General features: G+C 53.2%; 21 protein-coding genes. 18 read left to right on the top strand and 3 right to left on the bottom strand.

Annotated elements, in window-relative coordinates:
- Nucleotides 1-9: 9 nt before the first annotated feature.
- From DS878_RS10640 to ggpS, 3 genes are all read right to left on the bottom strand, one after another.
- A complete protein-coding gene (locus tag DS878_RS10640) occupies nucleotides 10-2,091 on the bottom strand; it encodes a putative bifunctional diguanylate cyclase/phosphodiesterase (protein ID WP_113815937.1) in 2,082 nt (693 codons plus the stop codon).
- Between the two features lie 180 nt (nucleotides 2,092-2,271).
- Nucleotides 2,272-3,714, bottom strand: a complete 1,443-nt coding sequence (gene gtfA / locus DS878_RS10635) for a sucrose phosphorylase (protein WP_113815936.1) — start codon at nucleotides 3,712-3,714, stop codon at nucleotides 2,272-2,274.
- 40 nt (nucleotides 3,715-3,754) lie between these two features.
- Nucleotides 3,755-6,028 (bottom strand): glucosylglycerol-phosphate synthase, encoded by a 2,274-nt coding sequence (gene ggpS / locus DS878_RS10630; protein ID WP_113815935.1) that lies wholly within the window; start codon nucleotides 6,026-6,028, stop codon nucleotides 3,755-3,757.
- 342 nt (nucleotides 6,029-6,370) lie between these two features.
- Here ggpS and DS878_RS10625 point away from each other — a divergent pair, with 342 nt between their 5' ends.
- From DS878_RS10625 to DS878_RS10535, 18 genes are all read left to right on the top strand, one after another.
- Nucleotides 6,371-8,596, top strand: coding sequence for a diguanylate cyclase domain-containing protein (locus DS878_RS10625; RefSeq protein ID WP_113815934.1), 2,226 nt, complete (start codon nucleotides 6,371-6,373; stop codon nucleotides 8,594-8,596).
- A gap of 220 nt (nucleotides 8,597-8,816) precedes the next feature.
- A complete protein-coding gene (gene urtA, locus DS878_RS10620) occupies nucleotides 8,817-10,124 on the top strand; it encodes an urea ABC transporter substrate-binding protein (protein WP_113815933.1) in 1,308 nt (435 codons plus the stop codon).
- Between the two features lie 110 nt (nucleotides 10,125-10,234).
- A complete protein-coding gene (gene urtB, locus DS878_RS10615; protein ID WP_113815932.1) occupies nucleotides 10,235-11,839 on the top strand; it encodes an urea ABC transporter permease subunit UrtB in 1,605 nt (534 codons plus the stop codon).
- A 2-nt stretch (nucleotides 11,840-11,841) separates the two neighbouring features.
- On the top strand, nucleotides 11,842-12,966 hold the full coding sequence (gene urtC / locus DS878_RS10610) for an urea ABC transporter permease subunit UrtC (RefSeq protein ID WP_113815931.1): 1,125 nt from the start codon (nucleotides 11,842-11,844) through the stop codon (nucleotides 12,964-12,966).
- Entirely contained in the window at nucleotides 12,963-13,787 is an 825-nt protein-coding gene (urtD, locus tag DS878_RS10605; RefSeq protein WP_113815930.1) for an urea ABC transporter ATP-binding protein UrtD, read from the top strand. The genes urtC and urtD overlap by 4 nt, the downstream gene beginning before the upstream one ends.
- 35 nt (nucleotides 13,788-13,822) lie before the next feature.
- Entirely contained in the window at nucleotides 13,823-14,521 is a 699-nt protein-coding gene (gene urtE / locus DS878_RS10600; protein ID WP_113816658.1) for an urea ABC transporter ATP-binding subunit UrtE, read from the top strand.
- The gene (locus DS878_RS10595) at nucleotides 14,518-15,429 is read left to right on the top strand and encodes an urease accessory protein UreD (RefSeq protein WP_113815929.1); all 912 of its coding nucleotides are present in this window, start codon (nucleotides 14,518-14,520) and stop codon (nucleotides 15,427-15,429) included. Before urtE ends, DS878_RS10595 begins: the two co-directional genes overlap by 4 nt.
- Before the next feature lie 41 nt (nucleotides 15,430-15,470).
- Nucleotides 15,471-15,773, top strand: a complete 303-nt coding sequence (gene ureA / locus DS878_RS10590; protein ID WP_113815928.1) for an urease subunit gamma — start codon at nucleotides 15,471-15,473, stop codon at nucleotides 15,771-15,773.
- 63 nt (nucleotides 15,774-15,836) lie between these two features.
- Complete coding sequence (locus DS878_RS10585) at nucleotides 15,837-16,154, top strand: urease subunit beta (protein ID WP_113815927.1); 318 nt, start codon at nucleotides 15,837-15,839, stop codon at nucleotides 16,152-16,154.
- Nucleotides 16,151-17,854 (top strand): urease subunit alpha, encoded by a 1,704-nt coding sequence (gene ureC / locus DS878_RS10580; protein ID WP_113815926.1) that lies wholly within the window; start codon nucleotides 16,151-16,153, stop codon nucleotides 17,852-17,854. Before DS878_RS10585 ends, ureC begins: the two co-directional genes overlap by 4 nt.
- 20 nt (nucleotides 17,855-17,874) lie before the next feature.
- The gene (ureE, locus tag DS878_RS10575; protein WP_113815925.1) at nucleotides 17,875-18,381 is read left to right on the top strand and encodes an urease accessory protein UreE; all 507 of its coding nucleotides are present in this window, start codon (nucleotides 17,875-17,877) and stop codon (nucleotides 18,379-18,381) included.
- The gene (locus DS878_RS10570; protein WP_410003471.1) at nucleotides 18,335-19,066 is read left to right on the top strand and encodes an urease accessory protein UreF; all 732 of its coding nucleotides are present in this window, start codon (nucleotides 18,335-18,337) and stop codon (nucleotides 19,064-19,066) included. The genes ureE and DS878_RS10570 overlap by 47 nt, the downstream gene beginning before the upstream one ends.
- Before the next feature lie 168 nt (nucleotides 19,067-19,234).
- A complete protein-coding gene (gene ureG / locus DS878_RS10565; protein WP_113815924.1) occupies nucleotides 19,235-19,873 on the top strand; it encodes an urease accessory protein UreG in 639 nt (212 codons plus the stop codon).
- 44 nt (nucleotides 19,874-19,917) lie between these two features.
- The gene (locus tag DS878_RS10560) at nucleotides 19,918-20,496 is read left to right on the top strand and encodes a HupE/UreJ family protein (protein WP_113815923.1); all 579 of its coding nucleotides are present in this window, start codon (nucleotides 19,918-19,920) and stop codon (nucleotides 20,494-20,496) included.
- A gap of 558 nt (nucleotides 20,497-21,054) precedes the next feature.
- On the top strand, nucleotides 21,055-22,368 hold the full coding sequence (locus DS878_RS10550; RefSeq protein ID WP_113815921.1) for a deoxyguanosinetriphosphate triphosphohydrolase: 1,314 nt from the start codon (nucleotides 21,055-21,057) through the stop codon (nucleotides 22,366-22,368).
- Nucleotides 22,369-22,980: 612 nt separating this feature from the next.
- Entirely contained in the window at nucleotides 22,981-24,336 is a 1,356-nt protein-coding gene (locus tag DS878_RS10545) for an SIR2 family NAD-dependent protein deacylase (protein WP_113815920.1), read from the top strand.
- Nucleotides 24,337-24,622: 286 nt separating this feature from the next.
- On the top strand, nucleotides 24,623-25,102 hold the full coding sequence (locus DS878_RS10540) for a hypothetical protein (protein ID WP_261977762.1): 480 nt from the start codon (nucleotides 24,623-24,625) through the stop codon (nucleotides 25,100-25,102).
- 235 nt (nucleotides 25,103-25,337) lie between these two features.
- Nucleotides 25,338-25,748, top strand: a complete 411-nt coding sequence (locus tag DS878_RS10535; protein WP_113815918.1) for a hypothetical protein — start codon at nucleotides 25,338-25,340, stop codon at nucleotides 25,746-25,748.
- The last annotated feature ends 322 nt before the right edge of the window (nucleotides 25,749-26,070 follow it).

The raw sequence follows: 26,070 nt of genomic DNA, 5'->3' as shown, positions 1-26,070 counted from the left end.
CGCGTCAAGTCAAGTGATGGTCGCAGACTCAGAGCGTTTGGTCAGGTGGGTAATCGTATCGAGCAATGTATCTGGTGGAGCGGGTTTGCCCAACAGATAGCCTTGCAGGGTATTGCAGCCAAGTCCTGTCAGAAGTTCCTGTTGATCAGTTGTTTCAACGCCCTCTGCAACAATCTTCATACCCAGCGTTTTCCCCAGGGCGATGATTGCCCGGATGATTGCTTCGTCATCATTGCCCTGAGCCAGTTCGGTAATAAAGCCGCGATCAATTTTCAGCTCATTGGCTGGCAGGCGTTTCAGGTACAGCAAACTTGAGTAACCTGTGCCGAAGTCATCGATGGAAATGGACACGCCAAGAGCAGACAGGTCGTTCAACACTTTGAGGCTGGCTTCGGCATCGCGCATTGCCGTTGACTCTGTAATCTCAAGTACCAGGTGAGAGGGGGCAAGCGAGTGTTGCGTCAATGCTGAACGGACAACATCTACCAGGCTATCGTGTTCCAGTTGCACTGCGGAAAGATTTACCGCCACATTCCAGTCCTTATGACCCTGATCGTGCCAGACTTTCATTTGCCGGCAGGCTTCGTTAATTACCCAGTTACCAATAGGTACGATCAGCCCTGAGCTCTCGGCCAACGGAAGAAAGCGATCCGGTGACAGGAGGCCGTGATCAGGGCTTTGCCACCGCAGTAGTGCCTCCAGCCCGGTTATGGGGCCGCTCGGTGCGATCAGTTTGGGCTGATAGTGCAAAACCAGTTCGTTGCGGTCTGCCGCGTGTCGCAGGTTCTGCTGCATCTGCATTTGCAGATGTACATCGGTGTTCATGCTGCGCTTAAAAAAACAGTAGCCGTTGCGGCCCTGCTTTTTGGCGTGGTACATGGCTGCGTCAGCGTGGACCATCAGTTCATGCTCGGTCTGGCCGTCCTGGGGGTAAATGGCGATGCCGATACTGGTTGATATTTGAAGGTGGTGGTTTGCAGCCTCATAAGGCTGTTCAATTTTATCAATCAAACGTTGTGCAAAAATCGCTGAGTTTCCCGGTGTGACAGGCTCTAGAAGCACTACAAATTCATCTCCGCCAAGCCTTGCCGCCGTATCTCCTTCCCGCTTGCTCCCCAGAAGACGCTGCGAGACTTCTTGTAGCAAAAGGTCTCCCACATGGTGCCCGTGGATATCATTAATAGTTTTGAAGCCGTCCAGATCCAGAAAGAGCACTGCGAATTCACTGTTATTCCGCTCGGCCCGGTGTATCGCTTGTTCCATCCGGTCGTTCAGCAGAACACGATTCGGCAAATGGGTCAGGTTGTCATGAAGGGCCAGCTTGATCAGTTCATTGTTGGCGCTATCAAGTGATTCCGACAGCCGGTTCGTGCGAACGTCGAGCATTGATACAATAAGCGCAATGGCAAACACCGCGATGCTTACAATGATGACCAGTGTGGCCAGCCATTTTGTATCTATGCCACTGTTAGCCGCACCACAGAAACTATTGAGCGGAAACCTGGATGCGGCCATTCCTGTGTAGTGCATGCCTATGATGGCGCAGCCCATAACAAGAGCTGCACCCATACGGGCAAATGTGGCCTGCTTGTCGACTTCGCGCAGGCGGAAAGCAAGCCAGAGCCCTCCCAGAGAGGCGGCTATGGCGATAATGATGGATAGCACGACCAGTGAGGGGACATAAACAATATGAGGGTTCATGAGCATAGCGTCCATGCCGATATAGTGCATGGCAGCAATGCCCAGTCCCATAAGAATACCGCCGGATACCAGGCGGCTAAACGGAAGCTTCTCCTGGCAGACCAGATAAAGTGCTAGTGCAGAAGAGGCAGTGGCAATGAGTAATGAAAGTACCGTCAGGGGAACGTCATACCCCTGATCAATGGGGAGGCTGAAGGCGAGCATCCCTATAAAGTGCATCGACCAGATGCCAAACCCCATCGCGAAGGAGCCGCCAATCAGCCACAACACAGCGGCTTTGCCCGAGGCGCTGGATACACGGCTGGCCATATTCAGGGCGGTGTAGGCTGCGAGAACTGCAACCAATATTGAACAGGCAACTAACACTTCGTTGTAACTGCTTTCTAACATTGAAAACCTGTTTTATATGAGAAGGCAGTCTGGGGGGGGGGCGATGAAGATCAGCCTGTTCATTATTACCCGATATAACTCATTTTATTGTAGGTAATTGATGGTTAGATAGTGCAAATATGTTTTATTGCGTGAAGAGAATGTTTGTTTTGTATGACATTACATATTACGGGTATGCGCCTAGCAATCCAGCTGCATGGTTTCCCCGCTCTTTACATCGAGATATTCAATCTTCACCGTTTTGAAGTTCAGCTCCGCGAACAGGTGGCAGTAATAATCGCCGTGGCGCCAGGCCATGGCAACACTCGAGTCGTTGGAGTAGTTCAGCTCGAACCGGCCATCAAATGCCGGATAGTTGCTGCGGAACTTCATCAGGCTCAGCAGGCGTTGTACCACCGGTTTCTGCATCTCCTGGTCCACTTCTTCCAGGCTGTAATAATGCCGGTTGATATCGCGCAGTTCTCCTGTTTTCTCCATCAGTTCCTGGTCATTACAGCCAGCCAGAAGCCCCACGTAATACACCTGCGGAATGCCCGGTGTGAAAAACTGGATAGCCCGCGCAGCAATGTAGGCGTCGTCATTCTGCATCAGGGCGTCGTAGAAGGTGCAGGTAAGCTGGTAGATAGCGCCCACGCTGTGAATATTTGCTGCGGAACGGCGCAGAATCGGGTCGGCACTGCGGGCGTCGATGTTATTGATCAGTACTTTGATTTTATCGTCTGGCAGTACCCCCTCTACATCGGGTATGCAGATGCCGTCGTGTGTATCCAGCACAGTTACCATGTTGCGCGGGCACATACGGAGCCAGTTCTTGAGGTACACGCTGTTGGCATCAAGCAGTGAATACAGCAGCAGTGGTGGCAGAGCAAATCCATAGGGGTGCATATTGCGGCGGCTGATGGCGTACTGATAACTGGTGTGGTCGTGCACCTCTGGCAGGCATTCGGCACCGTGCTTCAGGGCCACTTCGTTGATCCAGTCGAGAATGCGGTAAACCTCTGGTTCAACCAGGAAACAACTGGTCCCGATGCGTTTGGTGGTGTAGCCAAAGGCATCCAGCCTGAGCAGGTTCACGCCTTTGGACGTAAGGAAGCCTATGTAGCTTTCCATTAACTTGTAAGCCAGGTCTGAGTCGTAGTTCAGATCGACCTGCTGTTCGGTGAAGGTGCACCACACTCTTGTTTTCGTGCCATCGGCAAAGGTTACTTCCCGAAAGGGTTCTTTTTCCTTTCGAATGTGGATCCTGGCCAGATCGTCGTGGGAAATTTCGCCGAACTTGTCCACATGCACGAACAGATCGGCATACCTGGAGTCGAATCCCCTGGCGATGAAATCCTGGAACTCCGGTGACTCATCGGAGATGTGGTTTACCGTCAGGTCCACACACAGGTCGTACTTCTGGGTGAACGCTTCGATGTCGTCCCAGGTTCCGAAAGCCGGGTCGACTTCCTTGTGGGTTAGTGGCGAAAAGCCGCCGTCAGCATTGGACGGAAAAAACGGCAGAATGTGCAGGCCGCCGATGGCATCCGAAAGGTGTTTTTCCACCACGGTATGAAGGTCTTTCAGGTCTTTGCCAATCCGGTCCGGATAGCAGATCAGCTGCACTGCATTTTTGAGCAGCATGGCTCGGCTCCTGCGTTATCATTTTTCAGGTGAATGAAGATCAGGCGGCGCTCTGGCCCAGCGATACAACTTTTTTCAGTTTGCTGATCCGCCGTTGTTCCACTGCCTCGATGAATTCGTCTCCCCAGTAGCCAATGTCGTAACGGCACACGATTTCGAACGCCTCGCTCAAGCGGTTTCTGGCTTCGTCCGGACTCATTGCCAGTGCGTAGTAGCAGGTGTCCGCCAGGTCCTGTGGGTGGTGTGGGTTGGCCAGAATGGCGCCCCGGAGTTCGGCTGCAGCTCCGGCAAACTCGGAAAGCACCAGTACCCCACAGCCTTTGGTAAGCCCCTGGGTGGCAATATATTCCTTGGCAACCAGGTTCAGGCCATCCCGCAGTGGCGTAATCCACATCACATCGGCCATGGTGTAATAGGCCACGAGTTCCTCGAAGGGCAGGGCCCGGAAGAAGAACTGCACGGGGGTCCAGCCCACCTGAGCAAACTGGCCATTAATGCGGCCTACTGTCTGCTCAATCTGCGAGAGCAGTTCCTCGTAAATGGTCATACCCTTTGCCGCAGGTACGCACACCATCATAAGCGTGACTTTTGTTTCCAGTTCCGGGTGCTCCGTCAGCATTCGCTCGTATGCCTGCAGCTTTTCCAGAATACCTTTGGTGAAATCCAGTCGCTCTACGGAAAGGATCAGCCGTATACCTTCCAGTTCCTCACGAAGGCTTTCCATTCGCGAGATAACGTCGGTATCGGCAAGGGCGTTGCGAACACGGCTCAGGTCGAGCCCGACCGGGTGCGCGCCAAGGCCGATTCTGCGCTCGTTCACTTTGATTTCGGTGCTCATCTCATCCAGACCCACGGCACAGCCATATGTCAGAAAGCGGGGAGCACACCCGGCTCTGCGGGTAACTTCCAGCGGTGTAACCCCCCGGGCCACATCGACGAAATTCTCAGCCTGCCGGGGAATATGGAACCCTATGTGGTCGCATTGCAGCAGACTACTGATGATTTCCCGGCGCCAGGGCAGTACGTTGAAGACATCGGCAGACGGAAAGTAGGTGTGGTGGAAAAAGGCTATGGTCAGATCCGGGCGCAGTTCCCGCAGAAAGGCCGGAACCATCCACAAATTGTAATCGTGGATCCACACCACGGCATTGTCTGCTGCCTCCGCCGCCGTGCGTTCAGCGAAGAGTTTGTTGACCTTGAGAAACACCTGCCAGTGGTCATCCCGGAAGGTAGCGCGCTCCCAGAAGGTGTGCAGGGTCGGCCAGAAGGCCTCTTTGGAAAAGCGCTTGTAGAAGATGTCGACTTCTTCGGCGGTTAATCCTACCCGCGCCGCTACGAGCTTTTCATAGCGGCTGGTGTCCACTTCGGTGTGCGTCTGGAAGGGGCCCAGCTCCGGGTCATCAATCGACCAGGCAACCCAGGAACCGGCTTTGCCATCGGCAAAAAAGCTCAGCAGTGTGGGAATGATTCCATTGGGCGACCGGGGCCGGCGCCGGATCAGCTCACCGTTCTCCACTACCTCTTCGTAGGGCAGGCGGTGATAAACGATGACCAGGTCCGATTTGCCTGATCGCATGGTATCGGGGATCTCTGCGTCTATGCCGGCGTGACCCAGAAAACCGAAATGTTCAAATGCTTCCAGAATGCCGCCGCAGCCAGTGGCGTCTGCATGATACACGCGCGCCTGTTGCTCGGTTTCCTCCAGCAGAGCGAGTTCGGAATCCCCGACACACACGCCTTTGAAGTTCTGCTGGTACATCGACAGATCATTCAGCGTATCGCCCGCCACCAGAACCGCTTCCGGGTCGGCACCCAGATACTCGATCAGCCGGGTCAGCGTGCTGCCCTTGTTGACGCCACGGGGCAGGATGTCCAGATACTTGCCCCCTGAGAAGAGGACGTCGCAGGAAAGCGCCTCTGCTTTGGCTTTCAGGCCATGGCCCACCGCTGTGCTGTGGCAGAAATAGGATACGCGGCGCTCCTGGGGAACCTCCTGGCGCTGGAGGCCTTCGAATGAGGTCAGTGCGGCCTCAATGATCTGTTCCCCTGGCCAGATTTCGTCAATCTCTCCCTGTAATGGCTGTATTGCCTGTTGGGAGTCCCCGTGTACTACGGTGCAGCCTACGTCGCAGATGATGTAGTCAGGTTGCGGAATGGTCGGGTCAGAGAGCAGAGGCAATACTGACTCCAGTCCGCGACCGGTTACGAACACCAGTTGGATTTCCGGGTGGGCTGCAATCAGCTGGTACAGTCTGATGCGATTATCCGGGCTACCCGCGAGAAAGGTTCCATCCAGATCGGTGGCTAGTAGCATGATGGTGCACTCCTGTCTGAGCTATTTTCTTATGCTGCCTGCAGGATCTGTACCGGGCGATGGAGAAAAGGCACGAATTTGGTGCATGAACTCCCTGAATAGTTTCATAAAAACAAGGAACTGCGGTCACTCATTAAATATCCGTTTTGTTGGATAAAACTGGGCTGTGCCGGGCCAGGATGGTGCAGTATGGTGCGGGCCGCATTATTTCGGGGCTTCAGTCACCCTGCTCATTTCGCTCCATATTCCCGTGAGTATGCTAAGTTTAAGGGAGATGTGTTGGCCGACGAATTGGCGCAGTAACGTCGAGCCCATTCCGGGATAGGAAGGGGGGAGAGTGACATGCCAGGGATATGCTATCCGCGCAAAGTGGCAGATACAGGTTCACTGGGAATCTACAGTACTATCATCAGCCGTATTGGCCTGGTAGTCATCCTGATCAGTGTTCTGGTTGTGCTGGCATGGATCTTCGATGTCCAGATGGGCAAGCGTGTACTACCCGCCCTGGAAACAATGAAGATCAATACGGCGCTCTGCTTTCTCGCCTGTGGCTTCCTTTTCTGGCGACATCCGCACTTGGAGCGGTCACCTGCAGGGGTGGCCACCACCGTGTCTCTGGCACTCTTCCTGTTGGTAGTATCTGGCCTTACGCTTCTTGAATACGGGGCAGGCTGGCGGCTGGGCATCGATAACTTTGTGATTCCGGATACGGAAACGCTTCCTGAAAACTCGCCCGGGCGCATGTCGGCGGGCACGGCTATATGTTTCAGCCTGTTGAGCATCGCATGGCTGGCCAAGGTTACTTCGTTACGCCACGCCACAACCGTATTGCAGCTTCTTGCCCTGGCCGTGATCGTCATCAGCGGCGCGGCGCTGATCGGCTATATCTTCGGCGTGCGCCAGTTCAGGCTTCCTGTATTTTCTACCATGGCTGTGCACACTGCGGCGCTGTTTGTGCTCTGCGGTACCGGCATGCTTTTGGTCCGGCCTGGTGCCGGTGTGGTGCGTACGGTTGCCAGTTCCTTCGTTGGTGGTCGCTCCATGCGGCGCCTTTTGCCAGTTATTATTGTGACTCCGGTATTGATGGGTTGGCTCAGTATGCAAGGCGTGGTTGCCGGTTATTATGCTGAGGCATTCGGCTTTGCACTGAGTAGTCTGTCCAGTATTCTGGTGCTGGTTTTTGTCGGCTGGCTTGGTGCCAGCGCCCTCAACCGGGAGGAAGAGCGTTTCCTCTCGACGATGGATTCCTCCCCTGTGGCTACGCTGATGGTTGATGCGAATGGCACCATCCAGATGGCTAACCAGTTCGCGCACTCCATGTTCCTATGCCCGGAAGGTCAGCTCGTAGGCTCGCAGATAGAGCACCTTATGCCCGCCCGATTCCGCGAGAGCTATATGGATTTCCGCCGCGAGTATCTGAGCGGTCCGGAGCAGCGGTTAATGGGTGACAGCGAAGATCTGTTCGCCTTACGCCGGGACGGTACTGAGTTCCGGGCCGAGATTGCCCTGAACCCGGTGCAGACAGCTGAGGGGCACTATGTAGTAGCGGCGATTCTGGACATCACCGAGCGCGTAGAGGCCGAGCTGAAAATTCGTCGCCTCAACCGCATTCATAAAGTTCTGAGCGGGATCAATACGCTGATCGTACGGGCCCAGACCCTCGACGCGCTATACGAAGAGGTCACCTGGATTACGGTTGAAGAAGGTGGTCTGCCCGCAGCACTGGTTGTGGAGCACGACAGGAGCTCGGGCCTGCTCAGAATTCTGCACGCCCACGCTAACGACAAGCAATTCCAGATGCGGCAACTGTCCGGTTACGAAATTGATGCTGTCCATGAATGCCTGCAGACACACAATGTTGTTACCCGGGATAACCTGGCAGAGGAGCATGACAACCCGGACCTGACGGACCTGATCGATCACGGAATACAGGCCATGGCCAGTTTCCCGCTGACGGCGAGAGGCAAAACCACGGACGCGGCTCTGGTGCTTTACCAGCGCGAGCCGTTTTCATTTGATCATGTCGAAATGAAGCTTCTGTACGAGATTGCCGACGATATCTCTTTCGCGATCGCCAATCTCGAAAATAATCAGCAGCTGGAGTATCTGACGCATTTCGACAAGGTCACGGATTTGCCTAATCGACTGCTGCTGGCCGACCGGCTGCAACAAGCCATGTTTCAGGCCGACAGACAGCAGGGTCTCGTCAGCATCCTGTATGCAGACATTGACCGCTTCAAACAGATAAACGGCAGGCTGGGGCATGCGGGCGGCGATGCCGTGCTCTGGCATGTGGCCCAGAGGATAAATTCATGTATTGGCAAGGCTGATACCGTATCCCGTTGGGGTGGGGACGAATTCATTGTGCTGCTTCCCGGCCAGGGCATGGCATACGCCGCTGAGGTTGCAGATCGCATAGTCAGCGCGCTGCAGTCAGCAATCGTGCTGGAAGATGGCCAGGAACTGGTTGTGTCATGCGGCATTGGTATTGCCGAGTACCCCCGCGACGGCCAGGAGCTGGACCACATCATCAATACCGCCAGAAAAGCTTCCCGAAAGATATGCTGATCTCCTGAGCCTGAAGCCTGTCGCACCACGTTGGGGCGGGCATATTTCTACCGCACCATTTTGGGGCTGTGTCGCTCAAAATAACCTGCCCCGTGTTGTTTGGTTTCCCTGTAACAATCTGAAATATAAAGAAGCTTCCATGGTTTGGAACGGCTCATGCAGAGCATGGGTTGCGTTACTGACGAACTGCGCAACCCACTAGAATGCAAAGGACGATGACATGGGAATTAACAAGAACGTAAAGCTGGGCCTTTCTGCACTGGCAGTCTCAATATCTCTTAGTATCTCTCTTAATTCTGTTGCCGCCGAAGATCCTATTAAAGTCGGTATCCTGCACTCCCTTTCCGGCACCATGGCGATCAGTGAATCTACCCTGAAAGACACCATGCTGATGCTGATCGAAAAACAGAACGCAGCCGGCGGTGTGCTGGGCCGTCAGTTGGAACCGGTGGTTGTAGACCCGGCCTCCAACTGGCCGCTGTTCGCAGAAAAGGCGCGTGAGCTTCTTGCAAAAGAAAAAGTTGATGTAATCTTTGGCAACTGGACCTCGGTTTCCCGCAAATCGGTGCTGCCGGTTATAGAAGAACTCAACGGACTGCTGTTTTATCCGGTTCAGTACGAAGGCGAAGAGTCTTCCGAAAATGTGTTCTATACCGGGGCAGCGCCCAACCAGCAGGCCATTCCTGCCGTTGATTACCTGATGAACGATATTGGCGTTGAACGCTGGGTTCTGGCAGGTACAGACTATGTTTATCCACGCACCACCAACAAGATCCTGGAGACCTATCTCAAGGATAAAGGCGTGGCCGCAGAAGACATTATGATCAACTACACGCCGTTTGGTCATTCCAACTGGCAGACCATTGTTTCCGATATCAAGGCATTTGGTAGCGCTGGCAAAAAGACTGCGGTGGTTTCAACCATCAACGGTGATGCCAACGTTCCCTTCTACCGTGAGCTTGGTAACCAGGGTATCGATGCTGCAGACATTCCGGTAGTAGCCTTTTCAGTGGGCGAGCAGGAGTTGTCTGGTATAGATACGGCCCCACTGGTAGGCCATCTGGCGGCATGGAACTACTTCATGAGCGTTGATAGTGACGCCAACTACGATTTCATTGATGCCTGGACTGAATACACAGATAACGAAGACGCAGTAACCAACGACCCCATGGAAGCCCATTACATCGGCTTCAATATGTACGTTGAAGCGGTCAAGAAGGCAGGCACTACTGATGTGGACGCAGTGAAAGACGCCATCATCGGTGTAGCTGTTCCCAATCTCACCGGTGGCTACGCCACCATGATGCCTAACCATCACATCACCAAACCCGTGCTGATTGGCGAGATTCAGGATAACGGCCAGTTCTCCGTTGTCTGGGAAACTGCATCTACCGTGGCGGGCGATGCCTGGTCTGATTTCCTGCCAGGTTCCAAAGACCTGATCAGTGACTGGCGCAAACCTATGTTCTGCGGAAACTTCAATGTGGTTACCGGAACTTGCGGTGGCCAGGCAAAAGCTGCGGAGTAAGTTTTAACGGGTTCGTAAGTACCTTTTGCGGGCGGGGGCCTTTTCCTCGTCCGCTTTTTTAACTCGATTGTTTTGGCAAAACCCCATACCTACCAGGACAGGACGCAATCATGGGCATCTCCCGACTGCTCAACCACCTGCTGCTTACCTTCCTTTTGTTGTGCCCCGGTATTTCTCTGGCACAGGTAGAAGATTCGCAAGCACAGCAAATGCTTACCGCTCTGGGGGAATCCTCGTTTGCGGAAAAGATAAAGGCTGTTAACCAGATTGCCGGCAGTGGTGATGAGCGCGCGCGTGGCTGGCTGGAAGCATTCGCCAGCAACAAGCTGGCCTACATCGAATCCACAGGGCAATTCGTTATCGTGCTGAAAAACCGGGGCCGGAACTGGACCGTGGAAAACGCACTCACCGGTGAAAACCTGGGCGAAATCTCCCGTCGCGACATAGACACCCTTCGCGTTAACAACGCACTGCGTAATGAACTGGCAAGTATTCTGTCGGTTATAGACCTTAAAAGTCCGGATGAGGACAACCGTTTATCCGCCGCCCGCGCCCTCAAAGGCAGCGTGGATGGCACCCTGGCAGAGCGACTGCCGGAACTGATTGAAGCTGAAGAGAGCAAGCCGGTTCAGGCGGCTCTCACAGAAGCTCTGGCCATCTATAAAGTGAAAGAGCAGGGCGATATCGCAGCTGTGGCAATGTTGTCTGGCAGCCTCAACTCAGAAGCACGCGCTGCACTGCAGCAAGCTATGCGCAGTGACGATACTGCACTGGTAGCCGCGGCAACCAGGGCCATGGCAAGTATTGAACAGAAACTGAAACTGAACAGTGCCGTCGAGACCCTGTATTTCGGGTTGTCTCTTGGTTCGGTGCTGGTGCTGGCGGCTATCGGCCTTGCCATCACCTTCGGCGTGATGGGCGTTATCAACATGGCCCATGGCGAACTCATCATGCTGGGTGCCTACACCACCTGGGGCATGCAGCAACTGCTACCGGGCCAGCCCGGCCTGGCGCTGATCCTGTCTATCCCCGCCGGATTTCTGGTGTCGGCACTGGCGGGCATCGCAATAGAACGCAGCGTTATCCAGCACCTGAAAGGCCGTCCTCTGGAAACCCTGCTGGCCACCTTTGGTGTCAGCCTGATCCTGCAGCAACTGGTGCGCACGCTTATCTCGCCGCTTAACCGGACCGTCATCACTCCTGACTGGATGAGTGGTTCGCTGATGATCAACGAAGCATTGTCTTTAACCCTTAACCGCCTGTACGTGATCGGTTTTGCGCTTGTCGTGTTCGCAGGCCTGATGCTGATCATGCGTAAGACCCGGCTTGGGCTGGAAGTACGTGCAGTTACCCAGAACCGTGCCATGGCGCGCTCTATGGGTATCAAAGCGACCAGGGTGGATATTCTCACCTTTGCCCTTGGTTCCGGCGTGGCAGGCCTTGCCGGTGTTGCACTCTCCCAGATCACTAACGTTGGCCCCAACCTTGGCCAGAGCTACATCATCGACTCCTTTATGGTGGTGGTGTTCGGCGGCGTGGGCAATCTCTGGGGTACTCTGCTGGCGGGTATGGCGCTGGGCACCCTCAATCAGTTGCTGGAACCCTGGGCCGGCGCTGTGCTTGCCAAAATCATGGTGCTGGTTTTCATCATTCTTTTCATCCAGAAACGCCCCCGGGGACTCTTTCCCCAAAAGGGCCGTGCGGCGGAGGGTTAAATATGTGGTTCACAAGACCTCTGCAGGAACGCTCTACCCGTATCTTTCTAGGCGTGCTCTTTGCCGCCCTGGCGATTGTCAGTGTGCTGCATGTGCTCATGCCCCAGGACAGCGCCCTGTATGTAAGCTCATACACGGTCACTCTGCTGGGCAAGTACCTTTGCTACGCGCTGCTGGCTGTGGCAGTGGATCTGGTGTGGGGGTATCTCGGTATTCTCAGCCTCGGGCATGGCGCCTTCTTTGCCCTGGGTGGCTATGCCATGGGCATGTATCTGATGCGCCAGATTGGTGATCGTGGAGTCTATGGCGATCCGGTCCTGCCGGATTTCATGGTGTTCCTGAACTGGCACGAGCTGCCCTGGTACTGGCTGGGCTTCGACATGGCCTGGTTTGCTTTCATCATGGTGCTGCTGGCGCCGGGGCTTCTTGCTCTGGTGTTTGGTTTTCTGGCTTTTCGCTCACGGGTGACAGGGGTATATCTCTCTATCATCACTCAGGCGCTGACCTTTGCCCTGATGCTGGCGTTCTTCCGCAACGAAATGGGCTTTGGTGGCAACAACGGCCTGACCGATTTCAAAGATATTCTGGGCTTTGATCTGCGCACAGATGCCACCCGGCTCGGGCTGTTTATCGCAACGGGTATTGCTCTGGCGATTGGCTATGTGATCTGCCGTGGCATTGTTACCAGCAAACTGGGCCGTGTGAGTATTGCCTGCCGGGATGCCGAGGCGCGCACACGCTTTCTGGGTTACAGGGTAGAGCGGGTACAACTGTTTGTGTTTGTGGTTTCTGCCATGCTGGCTGGTGTGGCCGGGGCGCTCTATGTGCCTCAGGTAGGCATCATCAACCCGGGTGAATTCTCACCCCTGTTCTCCATCGAGGTGGTGGTATGGGTGGCCCTGGGTGGCCGCGCTACGCTATACGGCGCAGTTATTGGTGCCATACTGGTGAACTACGGCAAAACGGTATTCACCGGCATCATGCCGGATGCCTGGCTGTTTGCTCTTGGTGGCCTGTTTGTTCTGGTGACCGTGTTCCTGCCCAAGGGGATTGCCGGCCTGGTATTCAAACCCGGCAAAGCGGGAGGCCCCAGTAACACACCCTCAGCGCAGGAGACTGCCGCATGAGCTTTCTTCAGGAAATGACCAACAGGGACCGGGTGTTTGAATTTCTCGCGCCGGCAAAGTCCCCCGTAGATGTGCGGCACGGCCCCATCCTCTACCTGGAAGACGTGAACGTAAGTTTTGACGGCTTCAAGGCCATCAACAACCTTAACCTGACCATCGACGACGGTGAGTTACGCTGCATTATCGGCCCGAACGGGGCAGGTAAAACCACCATGATGGACATCATTACCGGCAAAACCCGCCCGGATTCGGGCTCTGTATGGTTTGGTAGCCGCCATAACCTGCTTACCCTGAACGAGCCGGATATTGCCTCCCTCGGCATTGGCCGTAAGTTCCAGAAGCCAACAGTATTTGAAGCGCTGACGGTATTCGAAAACCTGGAACTGGCCATGGCCGCAGACAAACGGGTGTTCCCGACACTCACCGCATTGATGACCCCGGAATACAGGGAGCGCATTGATGAAGTGCTGGAGATGATCGGTCTTAAGGAATTGCGACAGGCCCTGGCGGGCATCCTATCCCACGGCCAGAAACAGTGGCTGGAAATCGGCATGTTGCTGATGCAGAAGCCGCGCCTGCTGCTGGTGGATGAACCGGTTGCCGGCATGACAGAACAGGAAATGGAACGCACAGCTGAACTGCTCACAGGCCTTGCCGGCAAGCAGTCTGTGGTAGTGGTCGAGCACGATATGGGCTTCGTACGCTCTATCGCCCGCAAGGTGACTGTGCTGCATCAGGGCAGCGTGCTTGCGGAAGGCACCATGGATGAGGTTTCTGGTGATCCCGAAGTGATCAAGGTGTATCTCGGGGAGGAAGCCTGATGCCAGATGAAAGCCTGATGCCAGATGAAAGCCTGATGCTCAAAGTCGACAAACTCAACCAGTATTACGGTGAAAGCCACACCCTCTGGGATCTGGACCTGGACGTACCCAAAGGCCAGTGCACCTGCGTGATGGGCCGTAACGGTGTAGGCAAGACCACCCTGATGAAATGCATCATGGGTGAGGAAAGCGTAAAAAACGGCAGCCTCACATTCGCCGAAGGCATTGAGCTCACCAAAAAGAAAGTTGAAGACCGCTCACGCCTGGGTATCGGTTATGTACCTCAGGGCCGGCAGATCTTCCCGTTGCTCACCGTAGAAGAAAACCTGCGCACGGGGCTGGCGGTCAGAAAAGACGGCAGCAAGAAAATCCCCGAACGCATCTACGAATTGTTTCCGGTACTGAAGGAAATGCGCCATCGCCGGGGCGGCGATCTTTCCGGTGGTCAGCAACAACAGCTCGCCATTGGCAGGGCCCTGGTGATAGAGCCACGCCTGCTGATTCTGGACGAACCCGGAGAAGGCATTCAGCCCAACATAGTTACCCAGATTGGCGAGGTTATCCGCAAACTGATTGAGGAAGACGGGCTCACCGTGCTGCTGGTGGAGCAAAAACTGCCATTTGCCCGCAAATATGCAGACCGTTTTGCCATTCTCGACCGGGGCCGCCGTGTGGCTGAAGGTGAAATCGCCGGTCTGACAGATGAACTTATCAAGAAGCACCTGACGGTATGACAGTTTTTCAGCGGTTAGAACCATTCCGGCAACCAGCGCGCGTTTCGGGTCATCGATTTGATCTGGAGCGACACTGGGCGGCCGGCCTGTCTCTTGGCTTTGAAGCAAGAGACAAAGACAAGGGCCTTCCCGTAACCCGGCTGGTACGCCGCAAACACCATGGCCCCTTAAGGGTTCAGCGGCCGTTCTACCCGGAAGGCCGGCACGGCTGCTGCCACGTTTACCTGTTGCACCCGCCCGGCGGGCTGGTCAGCGGTGACGAACTCCGAATTGAAGCCGCAGTTGGTGAAGGTGCCCACGCGCTGTTAACCACGCCAGCTGCCGCCAAGCTCTATAAAGCCGACAGCCACGGCGTTGCCTGGGGCCAGCATACCCACCTGCAGGTGGCAAGAAACGGCATCCTCGAATACCTGCCTCAGGAAACCCTGGCCTTTGATGGCTCCCGGGGCAAACAGAGCACCACCATAGAGCTGGAAACCGGTGCCAGGTGCATTGGCTGGGAAATCCTTGCTCTCGGTCGCCCGGCCAGCAACCTGCCGTTTGTTTCCGGTCACCTGGAACAGAGTTTCCGGTTGCAGATGAACGGCCGCCCGTTGTGGCTCGAACGCCAGCCCATGGATCCCACGCACAGCCGCTTCAAAGGCCACTGGGGCCAGGGCGGCGCCACAGTACAGGCCACCCTTTGGGTTGTCGGGCTGGAAAACGAAGCCGCAGCCATTGAAATGCTCAGAGAACACCTGCCCGCTAACCAGCGCTGGGCCGTTACCTGCCGCCGTGGCGTGTTGCTGCTGCGTTATCTGGGGCAGGAAAGAAACGAAGCCTGGGCCTTATGCCAGCAAGCCTGGGAATTGCTCAGGCCAGAACTAACCGGCCAGCCAGCCAGCGTCCCCCGCATCTGGCTGACCTGAACACCCTTTGAATTGAGTAGCGATAACCGGAGTGATACACCATGGAATTAACGCCCAGAGACAAAGACAAACTGATGTTGTTTACGGCCGCCCTGCTGGCTGAACGCCGCAAGGCCAAGGGCCTGAAGCTGAATTACCCGGAAGCCATTGCCCTGATCAGCGCTGAAATCATGGAAGGCGCCAGAGCGGGGATGTCCGTTGCCGAACTGATGAGCAGCGGCGCCGAAATTCTCACCCGTGACGACGTGATGGACGGCATAGCCGAAATGATTCCGGAAGTGCAGGTAGAAGCCACCTTCCCGGACGGCACCAAGCTCGTCACTGTTCACAACCCCATTGTTTAAAAGGCCAATGAGAAGCTACCTGCCTCGCCAACGCTTCTCATCGGCTTTTAAAGGAGGCTATTTATGATTCCCGGAGAGTACAAACTCAAAGACGGCGATATCGAACTTTGCGCAGATCGCCCGCGCATCACGCTGGACGTTGCCAATACAGGCGATCGCCCGGTTCAGATCGGCTCTCACTACCACTTCGCCGAAGCCAATCCCGCCCTTACGTTTGATCGTGACCAGGCCAAAGGCTACCGGCTGGACGTAGCTGCAGGCACGGCCATTCGTTTCGAGCCGGGCCAGTCGCGGCAGGTCACTCTGATTCCTTTTGCCGGTGGTCGTGAGATTTACGGTTTTCGTGGCGATGTGATGGGTAAACTGGAGGCGCAGAAATGAAGATTACAAGGCAGGCATACGCCGACATGTACGGCCCCACCGTTGGCGACCGCGTACGGCTGGGCGACACAGAACTGTGGATTGAAGTCGAAAAAGACCACACCCATTACGGCGACGAAGTTAAATTCGGCGGCGGTAAAGTTATCCGCGATGGCATGGGCCAGAGCCAGCGTTGCGACGATGCAGTGATGGACACTGTCATCACCAACGCCCTGATTCTTGACTGGTGGGGCATCGTAAAAGCAGACGTGGGCATCCAGAAAGGCCGCATCGCCGCCATCGGCAAATCCGGCAACCCGGACACCCAGCCAGATGTCGACATAGTGATCGGCCCGGGCACTGAAATCATCGCAGGCGAAGGCAAAATCCTCACCGCCGGCGGCGTCGACCCCCATATTCACTTCATCTGCCCGCAGCAGGTGGAAGAAGCCCTCATGAGCGGCATCACCACCATGCTGGGTGGCGGCACCGGCCCGGCAACCGGCACCAACGCAACCACCTGCACACCCGGTGCCTGGCACATGGGTAAAATGCTGCAGGCGGTAGACAGCCTGCCCATGAACATAGGTTTTCTGGGCAAAGGCAACGCCAGCCTGCCAGAAGCACTGGAACTGCAGGTCAAAGCAGGCGCCATCGGCCTCAAACTGCACGAAGACTGGGGCACCACCCCGGCCAGTATCGACAACTGCCTGACAGTGGCCGATAAGTACGACGTACAGGTAGCCATCCATACCGATACGCTGAACGAATCCGGCTTTGTGGAAGATACTCTGGCCGCGTTCAAAGAGCGCTGCATTCACACCTTCCATACCGAAGGTGCCGGCGGCGGCCACGCGCCGGATATCATCACTGCCTGCTCCAAACCCTATGTACTGCCGTCATCCACCAACCCCACACGGCCGTACACGGTGAACACCATCGACGAGCATCTGGACATGTTGATGGTCTGCCACCACCTGGATCCCAACATTCCGGAAGATGTGGCCTTCGCTGACTCCCGTATCCGCCGGGAAACCATAGCGGCGGAAGACATACTCCACGACATGGGCGTGATCTCCATGATCTCCTCCGACTCACAAGCCATGGGCCGGGTAGGGGAGGTTATCTGCCGCACCTGGCAAACGGCCCACAAGATGAAAACCCAGCGCGGCCTGCTGCCGGAAGATGAAGAACTGGGTGCCGACAACTTCCGCGCCAAGCGCTACATCGCCAAGTACACCATCAACTCCGCCATTACCCACGGCATAGCGCACGATGTGGGCTCGGTGGAAGTGGGCAAGCTGGCGGATCTTGTGCTTTGGAGCCCGGCCTTCTTTGGCGTGAAGCCTGCCTGCATCCTCAAAGGTGGCATGATCGCAGCCGCCCCAATGGGCGACCCGAACGCCTCGATCCCTACACCTCAGCCCGTGCACTACCGGCCTATGTTCGGTGCCTTTGGTAAAGCTGCCAGTGCCACCCGCCTGACATTTGTCAGCCAGGCCGCAGTGGATGCCGGTATTGGCGAAGAGCTGGGCCTGGACAGCCCGCTGTCTGCCTGCAAAGGCGTGCGGGAAGTCCGCAAGAGCGATATGAAACTGAACGACGCGTGCCCACATCTCACCGTGGACCCGCAAACCTACGAAGTGCACGCAGACGGCGAACTGCTGACCTGCGAACCGGCTTCTGAACTGCCGCTGGCCCAGCGCTACCACCTGTTCTGAGCCGGATACCGGAGAAACTTATGCTGGAACTTATCAAGCGCATTCCCCACGTGGAAACCGCTGAAATATTCGACAACCTTACCTTGCCCTATGAACTGCGCATGCGGGGCCGGTTACGCACCACCACAGAAACGAGCAAAGACGTTGGCCTGTTTCTGGACCGTGGCCCGGTATTGCGTGACGGCGACCTGCTGCAGGCAAAAACCGGAGAGATCATCCGCATCCGCGCAGCGGAAGAGCCGGTAGTAACCGCTTACATCGAAGCCGGCCTGCCGCTGGCGCGGTTGTGCTACCACCTCGGCAATCGCCATGTTTCACTCGCCATTGGCGAGAACGAACAGGGTGGCTGGGTGCGCTTCCCGCCTGACCATGTTCTGGAAGAACTGGCCGAGCATCTGGGTGCAGAGGTTGTTCACCACACGGCAACCTTTGATCCTGAACCGGGCGCTTATGCGCAGGTGGGGCAAGCCGGCAACGGCCATGATCACAGCCATAGCCACGGCCATCACCATGCTCACTCCCACTGACACCCCGGCTGCTGCATCAGGCGACCTGGCATTGCTGGGCCTGATGCAACTGGTAAGCCCGGCGCTGCCCATTGGAGCATTTGCCTGGTCCCAGGGGCTGGAAAGCGCCTTTGAGCTGGGCTGGGTAAATAACGAAGCAGACTTGCAGGAATGGCTGGAAGGCGTACTTGAAGATGGCCTTAGCCGCTGCGAACTGCCTTTGCTGGTGCGCCTGCAAACAGCCTGGGCGGCCGGAGATGCCGAAGCCATTGCCCAGTGGAACGATTGGCTGCACGCCACCCGGGAAACCGCAGAACTGAGTGATGAAGACACCCGCCTTGGCGCGGCTCTTGTCACCCTCCTGCGCAGCCTTGGCCTGCTACCGGAAGCGAACCTGATTCCAGACGAACCCGGATACATAACCATGTTCGCCTGGGTGGCCCATTACCGGAACGTACCCGAGCGCCAGACATTGCTTGGCTATGCCTGGGCCTGGCTGGAAAACCAGCTGGCGGTTGCCTGCAAAGCACTGCCCCTTGGCCACACCGCAGCCCAGCGAGTAACCGAACACATGCGCCCCTTATTGGTAACCGCTGTAGAGATTGCCCTGCAGCGGAATGACGAGGAGCTTGGCCCCATTCTGCCCGGCCTGGCCCTTGGCAGCGCCTTACACGAAACCCAGTATTCACGGCTTTTCAGAAGCTGAAACATAAAGACATGCACTCCGGAGTATGGAGCAGTGGTCAGTAAGTCCTTCCGGGACTGTCTGCAGCATGGATGCTGCAGTCAAGCGTACAGGGATGTATTTACAGCGTGTCCCGGAAGGACTTACTGATCAACGCAGACGCGGAGTGTTACGAAAGAGGATAAAGCTATGACACATTGTTTGAGAGTTGGAGTCGGCGGCCCGGTCGGTTCCGGAAAAACCGCCCTCTTGCGCCAGTTGTGCAAGGCCCTGAAAGACCACTACGACATCGCCGTAGTAACCAATGACATCTACACCCGTGAAGACGCCGACTTCCTGCTGAAGCACGACGCCCTGCCAGCCGACCGTATCCTCGGCGTGGAAACCGGAGGCTGCCCGCACACGGCTATCCGCGAAGATGCCTCCATGAACCTGGCGGCCATCGACGACCTGCAAAGCCGGCACCCGAACCTGGAACTGGTACTGGTGGAATCCGGTGGCGACAACCTTTCTGCCACCTTCAGCCCGGAACTGAGCGACCTCACCCTCTACGTGATCGACGTATCCGCCGGCGACAAAATTCCCCGCAAAGGCGGCCCCGGCATCACCAAATCCGACCTGCTGATCATTAACAAGATCGACATTGCCGAACAGGTACACGCCTCCCTCGACGTGATGGAGCGGGATAGCAAAAAAATGCGTGGTGAACGCCCCTTCGTGTTCACCAACCTGTACGACGGAGTAGGGTTGGAAACCATTATCAGCTTCATCCTTGAACGCGGAATGCTGCCGGAACGACGCACGGAAAAACTTGCCGAAACCGCCTGAAGGCCCGGTGCACAGAATTTATTGAGAACCAGGAGAAAAATACTATGAAAGCAATCACCCGAGTACTAATGGCCACCGGCCTGATGGTAACCGCCACTGCCGCCTCCGCCCACGCCGGCCACGACGCAGGCACCGGCTTCGCCAGCGGCCTGTTGCACCCCATGCTGGGCCTGGACCACCTGCTGGCCATGGCCGCCATCGGTTTCTGGAGCGTGCGCCAGTCCGCCACTATGAAAAACAGCACACCCCTGTTTGTGATCGGCGGCATGATCCTCGGTGCAGCCATTGCCTGGGGAGGCATGAGCCTGCCCGGCGTTGAAACCGGCATCGCACTCTCTGTGTTGCTGGCCGGTATTCTTATAGCCACCATGGCCAAACTGCCTACCGCGGTAGGCGGAACACTGGTCGCCGCCTTTATGGTATTCCACGGCTTTGCCCACGGCACCGAAATGCCTGCTGGCTCCGCGCTTGTGGCATACCTGGCTGGCTTCTCCATTGGCACACTGGCCCTTACCTTTGTAGGCCGGGGGCTTGGTGCTTTGATGCAGAAAACCGATAGCCGCTTCGGCCGGGTGCTGGGTGGTGTGGTTGCTGCAACCGGAGCTTTTCTGGCGGCTGCATAAATAACTATTTAGTTTAAAACCTGAATTAAAAAGAAAGCTGTGCGGGAGACCGTGCAGCTTTTTTTGTGGCATAAAGATATGTATTTTTGTAATAGGGGGGAGACAGAGAGTGCTGAGATGGTTTATCTTCAGTAGTAAAACAAGACAGAAAAAAGCACCAACTGTTATGGATAACGGCCGATGGAAACCCCCGTACTGACACCGCATTTTTTTGATTTCTCGTATTTCATACTGCTAATTTTGCTGGCTATTATCCTGTGTGCGCTCTGCTTTCACGACAAGTCGGAAGGCTTGATCGATAGGGTTTCTGCGAGCCTGTTTTTCAGGAGAAAGTCAGAAGAGGTAAGGGGGAAAGCGACGTCAGCGCTTCGTTATTGCAATATTGAAGACGTCAAATTATTGCAGGGTGTGCAAGGTCTTAATGTATCTAGGTGTTTGATTTAAAATGATTAATTTAAGGTTTTCAAACTGTGGTATGCGTGTTTCATGGCGGTCAGTTTTTCGGTAATAACGAAGCGCGCTCTCTAACCACTGTTACCTTTTTAAGGAAGAGGTTTTATGGATTGGGAAAAACTCCTGTCAAAAAGAAGATTGAACAAAGCAACTGCATCAGATGAATCTGATATTCGGAGTGAATTTCATAAAGATTATGATCGCATTGTATTTTCTTCAGCGTTCAGAAGACTGGGCCGAAAAACTCAGGTACACCCCCTTTCGAACAATGATCATATTCATACTCGTTTAACGCACTCAATCGAAGTCGGTAGTGTCGGAAGGAGTCTTGGGCACAATGTAGGTACCTTCCTTGAAGAAAACTCTGAACTGCCTCAGGGCATCCAAGCTCAAGAAATAGGTGCGATTGTGCAAGCAGCCTGCTTAGCTCACGACATTGGAAACCCACCATTTGGTCATGCGGGTGAGTTTGCCATACGGCATTGGTTCAAAGAAAATGGAGACAAGCTAGTATTACAATCAAAACGTGAGAGGAATGACTTTGAAATATTTGAAGGCAATGCGCAGGGATTGAGGGTCGTAACAAATATAGAAAACAACTATGGAAAAGGTGGCTTGAAGCTCACGTTTGCAACACTAGGTACGCTTATTAAGTATCCTTGGTTTTCCGATCATGCGCTAGCTGAAAGCAAAGGGAAATTTAATTTCTTTCAGTCAGAAAGGAAGATTGTTCAAGACTTAATGAGAGATTTAGGTCTTGAATGTTCAAATGGTCAGCAGTACTTGCGCCACCCACTGTCATACTTGATGGAAGCAGCTGATGATATTTGTTATAAGATTTTAGATATTGAAGATGCCTTGGAGCTAAACATACTTAAATTTGAAGATGTTTCGGTTATTTTTAATAACTTAGCGGGGATTGAAAATGATTACTATTCAGATATGGGCGATGAATTTAGCTCGCGCCGCCGGGTTTCAACAATACGCTCAAAAGCGATAGATAATCTGATTAAAAAAGTAACGGATATTTTTAAGTCAAATTACGAAGATATAATGTCTGGAAATTTTAGTGGTGACCTAATTTCTAGAATGGAGGGGGTTGAAAATCGAGGAATAGAAGAGGCTAAAAGAATAACTAAGAGTAATATCTTCCTGCACAGAAGGAAGATTGAACTTGAGCTTGGATCATATGAAACTTTAGATAGAATACTGTCAGCCTTTGTTTGTGCAGCTAATGAAGTCAAGAGAGGCCAGGTTTCATTTAAATCCCAAAGAGTTATGGATTTAATGGGTGTAAACAAGTTTACGGATAGTATGGATTATCATGAATGTTACCTGCGTATAACTGATATGGTCTCAGGTATGACTGATAATCATGCAACACATGTGGCCAATCAGTTGCTTGGTCGAGCTTTGTGAATGTAACAAGGCCAGGCATCGCGACGCCTTTTTCGTTGCGGCTCCGCCTCCACTGCAAAGCCGCGCATGCTGGCTGGCGTTAAAAGGTGAGTCAATGACTTCTGAAAAGCTGCAAGGCACTCGGATTATGATTATTTCAGGCTGCCTGATGCTGCTGACGCTACTGCTTTCTGACAACACCTTCCGATGTCAAGCATGACTTTGTATAAGAATTTTTGGACAGTCGATGTAAAGGTTAAAGATCCACACTGTTTTGAAAGAAACAAGCCCCACATGCTCGTACCACAATACCGGTGTGAACGGATTGATGAATCAATTTATCGAATACAAGCCGAGCCTCAGTCGTTTGTTATATATTCGAAGTATTTGCTATCTCTATTAGTGATAGTTTTTTCATATGGGGCATTGCGATATCTAGATGTGGTTCCTGATGTTTTCAAAAAATTACGAGACAAGTCTCAAGGAAACTCTGGTGACTGTTGGTAAAACTATCGACGTTTTAACAAGTCGCAGCAGCACGTGGCCTGCGGCCACCGGATGGCTTTCAGCCGCCGCTGTGCTTCGGCGTCAACTCCTTCTCGGGGAATATCAAATATTAATTGAGACTGAATTATGAATTTTCAAGAGTACCAATCAATAATCGTCGATGATATCGAGAGCTGCTTGGAAGGGATGGGCGTCCAGCCAATACTTTTTTTTGGATCTGGCATGTCTCAAAGATACATTGATACACCTACCTGGAATGAGTTGCTTGAAATCTTAGCGAACCAATGCCCAAAGATCGATAAAAATATTGCTTACTATCAACAAAAACACAATAGTCCTATCGCTATCAGTAGTGAGTTCGCAGAATACATACGTGAGTGGGCCTGGAGTGACCAAGATTCATTCCCAGACAATTTATTCGAATCCGACCAGCCAGCTGACATATATATTAAGTATGTGGTTTCGGAAATATTCAGAGGTATAGAGTCATCATCTGAAGCGGAAAATAAACTGGCATTATATTCAAAAGAATTGGCGTCATTAAAAGCTATAAATCCATACGCAATAATTACAACTAACTATGATGGATTGCTAGAGAGTTTGTTTGCGAACTACACCCCGGTCATAGGACAGGAAATACTTCGAATAAATTACGCATCAGTCGGTGAAATCATAAAAATACATGGGTGTTCATCAGTGCCTGAAAGTATCGTTTTAACGCAGAAAGATTACGACCATTTTTCAGCCAAGAAAAAATACTTAAGTGCAAAATTGCTCACATTTTTTGCGGAGCATCCATTGATTATCATGGGCTACAGTGCTCAAGATCCAAATGTAAGGGCGATTCTCTCCGATATAGATGAGATTCTATCTGCGAACAATGAGTTAATACCAAATATATACTTGGTTGAATGGAAGGAGGATGCTGAACTTACTGGGAAGCATGCTTTGGAGAGGTTAATACCGATAGATAATGATCGAAGTGTTCGAGTGAAAAGTATTTCCGCAAACTGTTTTAAATGGGTTTTCGATGCTCTGGGATCAAACGATGCGCTAAGCTCAATTAACCCAAAATTACTCAGATCTGTTCTGGCTAGAACCTATAATCTAGTCAGGCATGATATACCCACAAAGACCATTGAGGTTGATTTTCAAACTCTAGAGCATGCTGTGTCATCAAATTCTGAGTTCGCAAAACTATATGGTATTACTAATTTAGATAACCCATCTGCGTTGAATGCAATGTATCCTTATTCGCTTACCAATGTTGCTTCTGAGCTCGGGTATAATTACTGGCACTACGCGAATGAATTAATCAAGCAGCTTGCAGAAGAGAGTGGTGAAAACATTAAAGTTAGTGATAACAAATATCACATTGCCATAAAAGCAGGTAATAAAGTTCAAGCACATAAATATTCACAAGCATGTGTTGATTTGTTGAAAAAAATAAAAGGTGGTAATGCTTATCAATTTGAAATGTAGGGTTAGCAAGCGCGCCAATTAGGACGTGGAGTTCCCCGGTTTTGCGAAAACCGGAACAGATCTATTTTTGAACCGACTTAGGAAGTTGAGTAATGAAATGGGCTTTCATCGACTACGAAAATGTAGGTAATCTAGGCAAGGTCAATCTCTCAGAGTATGAGCGCGTCATCGTGTTCCCGCCAAATTTCTGAAGCTGTCTGATACAGGTGTTGAATACCTGGCTTGATTATTCGGCCCTCAACCATGGTTTATTTTGGAGTATGAAATTTTGGACCCGGTGAGTTTTGTGTTTTCCGCTTACCTCAATACCGTGCAATCGACGGTATCGAATCATTTCAATGAAACCAGAAACCTTCAGGTTACCCCCGTTGTTATCGAATACGAGGGCGTATCGGTTGCGTACCAGCATCAGCTTTGGAGGGTGCGTTCTGAGAGTGTTTGTGCCAACCATCAGCAAAACCTTAGTCAGTTTTCCAGATGCACTGCTAAGGCTGCCCGGCTGTTCAATGCGCTGTGTTCGCAATTGAGAGCGTCGGAGTCAGACGACTGGCAACAGGTAAAAATCCAGAATATGTACTGCAATGCCGCTGTCTCTTTCAAACCAACGGTTGCCAATATAGGTTCCGCACCAACGCCTGATCCTTTGGATGAGGCGCGTCGGGCATGCAATGCGGCGACAGTTGCCGCTATGGGCAATAGTGATCCCAGGTTGGCGAGGGAGCGTGAAAAGGCGTGTGAGAATTATCGCGAGTTGAAGGAGCACTAGGAAAACCGGGACAGATCTATTTCCCTTTCTTGAGTTTTGCTTTGCAATTGCCGCTCATGCACATCGTATAGTAGTGCTCACGGCCCTCGTGTTTGGAGCCCTCGGTGATGAAGATGCTACAGTCGTTGCAGCGTCTCTGTAAAACCGCGTAAAACCTGAACGGATTGATCATTCACTGTGGACCCACCGCAAATATCTTCGGTAAGCTTCCTAATGGTTTTCAATGGAGTGCGTAATGTCCTGGTTTAAGGTTTTCTCCGCAGTAGTTGTTGCCAATATCGTATCGTGGATCATCATAAGCATCATTGGTTGGTTTATCTTCTTCGTGGTCTTGGATTCCTTCAACGATACGCTGACTGAAAGGCTTTCTACAAACGGCAAGTCTGGGTTTCCAGAGATTTCTGTCCCTTCATACTCACCGGCGGCGCCTACGGAAGAAGAAACAGGGGCTCAAAAGGCGCGGGAGGAGCGGTTAGCGGCTGATCAGCGCCGTGCGAGAAACCAGGCAGAGCAGAGGCGAAATGCGATTGCGAGCAGCAAAGAAATGTGTGACTTCTGGACTTCTGAGTACCGCAAAGACGGAAACCCCAAGAGTCAGGCATATAAAGAAATGGCTTGCTCTCGTTACCGCAACCTACTTAATTGAGTTATTGCTCGGAAACCCCAAGAGCAGTTATCTGCTGTAGTGAGCCAAGAAAACGAAAAATGCCGGTATTACGATACGGCTTTGAGAATGATTGATCTTTTGACTCGGAAGTATTCCGAGGACGAGCTTAAACGGACCCTGAGCTGTACCAGCCCTGAGTGCGAAGAAATCCTGATGTCCAAGCATCAAGCTTACGAAGTCTGCACTTGATTGGAAATCGGGACTGCGAAAATCTGTCCCGGTTTTCCTTTTCCATGGATCAAGCTCTGAGAAGGGTTTTTCTACAGCCTCGTTAAACATAGGACGAGATAGTGTTGAGAAA

This window comes from Marinobacter sp. F3R11 (genome assembly GCF_003318275.1).
Taxonomy (GTDB): domain Bacteria; phylum Pseudomonadota; class Gammaproteobacteria; order Pseudomonadales; family Oleiphilaceae; genus Marinobacter.
The sequence above is the reverse complement of the archived record's forward strand: the minus strand, read 5'-3'. Positions and strand labels throughout refer to the sequence as shown.

Excerpts from the sequence above, each read along its gene's own strand:
- urtD (WP_113815930.1), top strand. The coding sequence starts at position 12,963 with ATGAGCTTTCTTCAGGAAATGACCAACAGGGACCGGGTGTTTGAATTT.
- DS878_RS10585 (WP_113815927.1), top strand. The coding sequence starts at position 15,837 with ATGATTCCCGGAGAGTACAAACTCAAAGACGGCGATATCGAACTTTGC.
- ureG (WP_113815924.1), top strand. The coding sequence starts at position 19,235 with ATGACACATTGTTTGAGAGTTGGAGTCGGCGGCCCGGTCGGTTCCGGA.
- DS878_RS10640 (WP_113815937.1), bottom strand. The coding sequence starts at position 2,091 with ATGTTAGAAAGCAGTTACAACGAAGTGTTAGTTGCCTGTTCAATATTG.
- gtfA (WP_113815936.1), bottom strand. The coding sequence starts at position 3,714 with ATGCTGCTCAAAAATGCAGTGCAGCTGATCTGCTATCCGGACCGGATT.
- urtC (WP_113815931.1), top strand. The coding sequence starts at position 11,842 with ATGTGGTTCACAAGACCTCTGCAGGAACGCTCTACCCGTATCTTTCTA.
- DS878_RS10570 (WP_410003471.1), top strand. The coding sequence starts at position 18,335 with ATGATCACAGCCATAGCCACGGCCATCACCATGCTCACTCCCACTGAC.
- urtB (WP_113815932.1), top strand. The coding sequence starts at position 10,235 with ATGGGCATCTCCCGACTGCTCAACCACCTGCTGCTTACCTTCCTTTTG.
- ureE (WP_113815925.1), top strand. The coding sequence starts at position 17,875 with ATGCTGGAACTTATCAAGCGCATTCCCCACGTGGAAACCGCTGAAATA.
- DS878_RS10625 (WP_113815934.1), top strand. The coding sequence starts at position 6,371 with ATGCCAGGGATATGCTATCCGCGCAAAGTGGCAGATACAGGTTCACTG.
- ggpS (WP_113815935.1), bottom strand. The coding sequence starts at position 6,028 with ATGCTACTAGCCACCGATCTGGATGGAACCTTTCTCGCGGGTAGCCCG.
- DS878_RS10550 (WP_113815921.1), top strand. The coding sequence starts at position 21,055 with ATGGATTGGGAAAAACTCCTGTCAAAAAGAAGATTGAACAAAGCAACT.
- urtE (WP_113816658.1), top strand. The coding sequence starts at position 13,823 with ATGCTCAAAGTCGACAAACTCAACCAGTATTACGGTGAAAGCCACACC.
- ureA (WP_113815928.1), top strand. The coding sequence starts at position 15,471 with ATGGAATTAACGCCCAGAGACAAAGACAAACTGATGTTGTTTACGGCC.
- DS878_RS10595 (WP_113815929.1), top strand. The coding sequence starts at position 14,518 with ATGACAGTTTTTCAGCGGTTAGAACCATTCCGGCAACCAGCGCGCGTT.
- urtA (WP_113815933.1), top strand. The coding sequence starts at position 8,817 with ATGGGAATTAACAAGAACGTAAAGCTGGGCCTTTCTGCACTGGCAGTC.
- ureC (WP_113815926.1), top strand. The coding sequence starts at position 16,151 with ATGAAGATTACAAGGCAGGCATACGCCGACATGTACGGCCCCACCGTT.
- DS878_RS10545 (WP_113815920.1), top strand. The coding sequence starts at position 22,981 with ATGAATTTTCAAGAGTACCAATCAATAATCGTCGATGATATCGAGAGC.
- DS878_RS10535 (WP_113815918.1), top strand. The coding sequence starts at position 25,338 with ATGTCCTGGTTTAAGGTTTTCTCCGCAGTAGTTGTTGCCAATATCGTA.
- DS878_RS10560 (WP_113815923.1), top strand. The coding sequence starts at position 19,918 with ATGAAAGCAATCACCCGAGTACTAATGGCCACCGGCCTGATGGTAACC.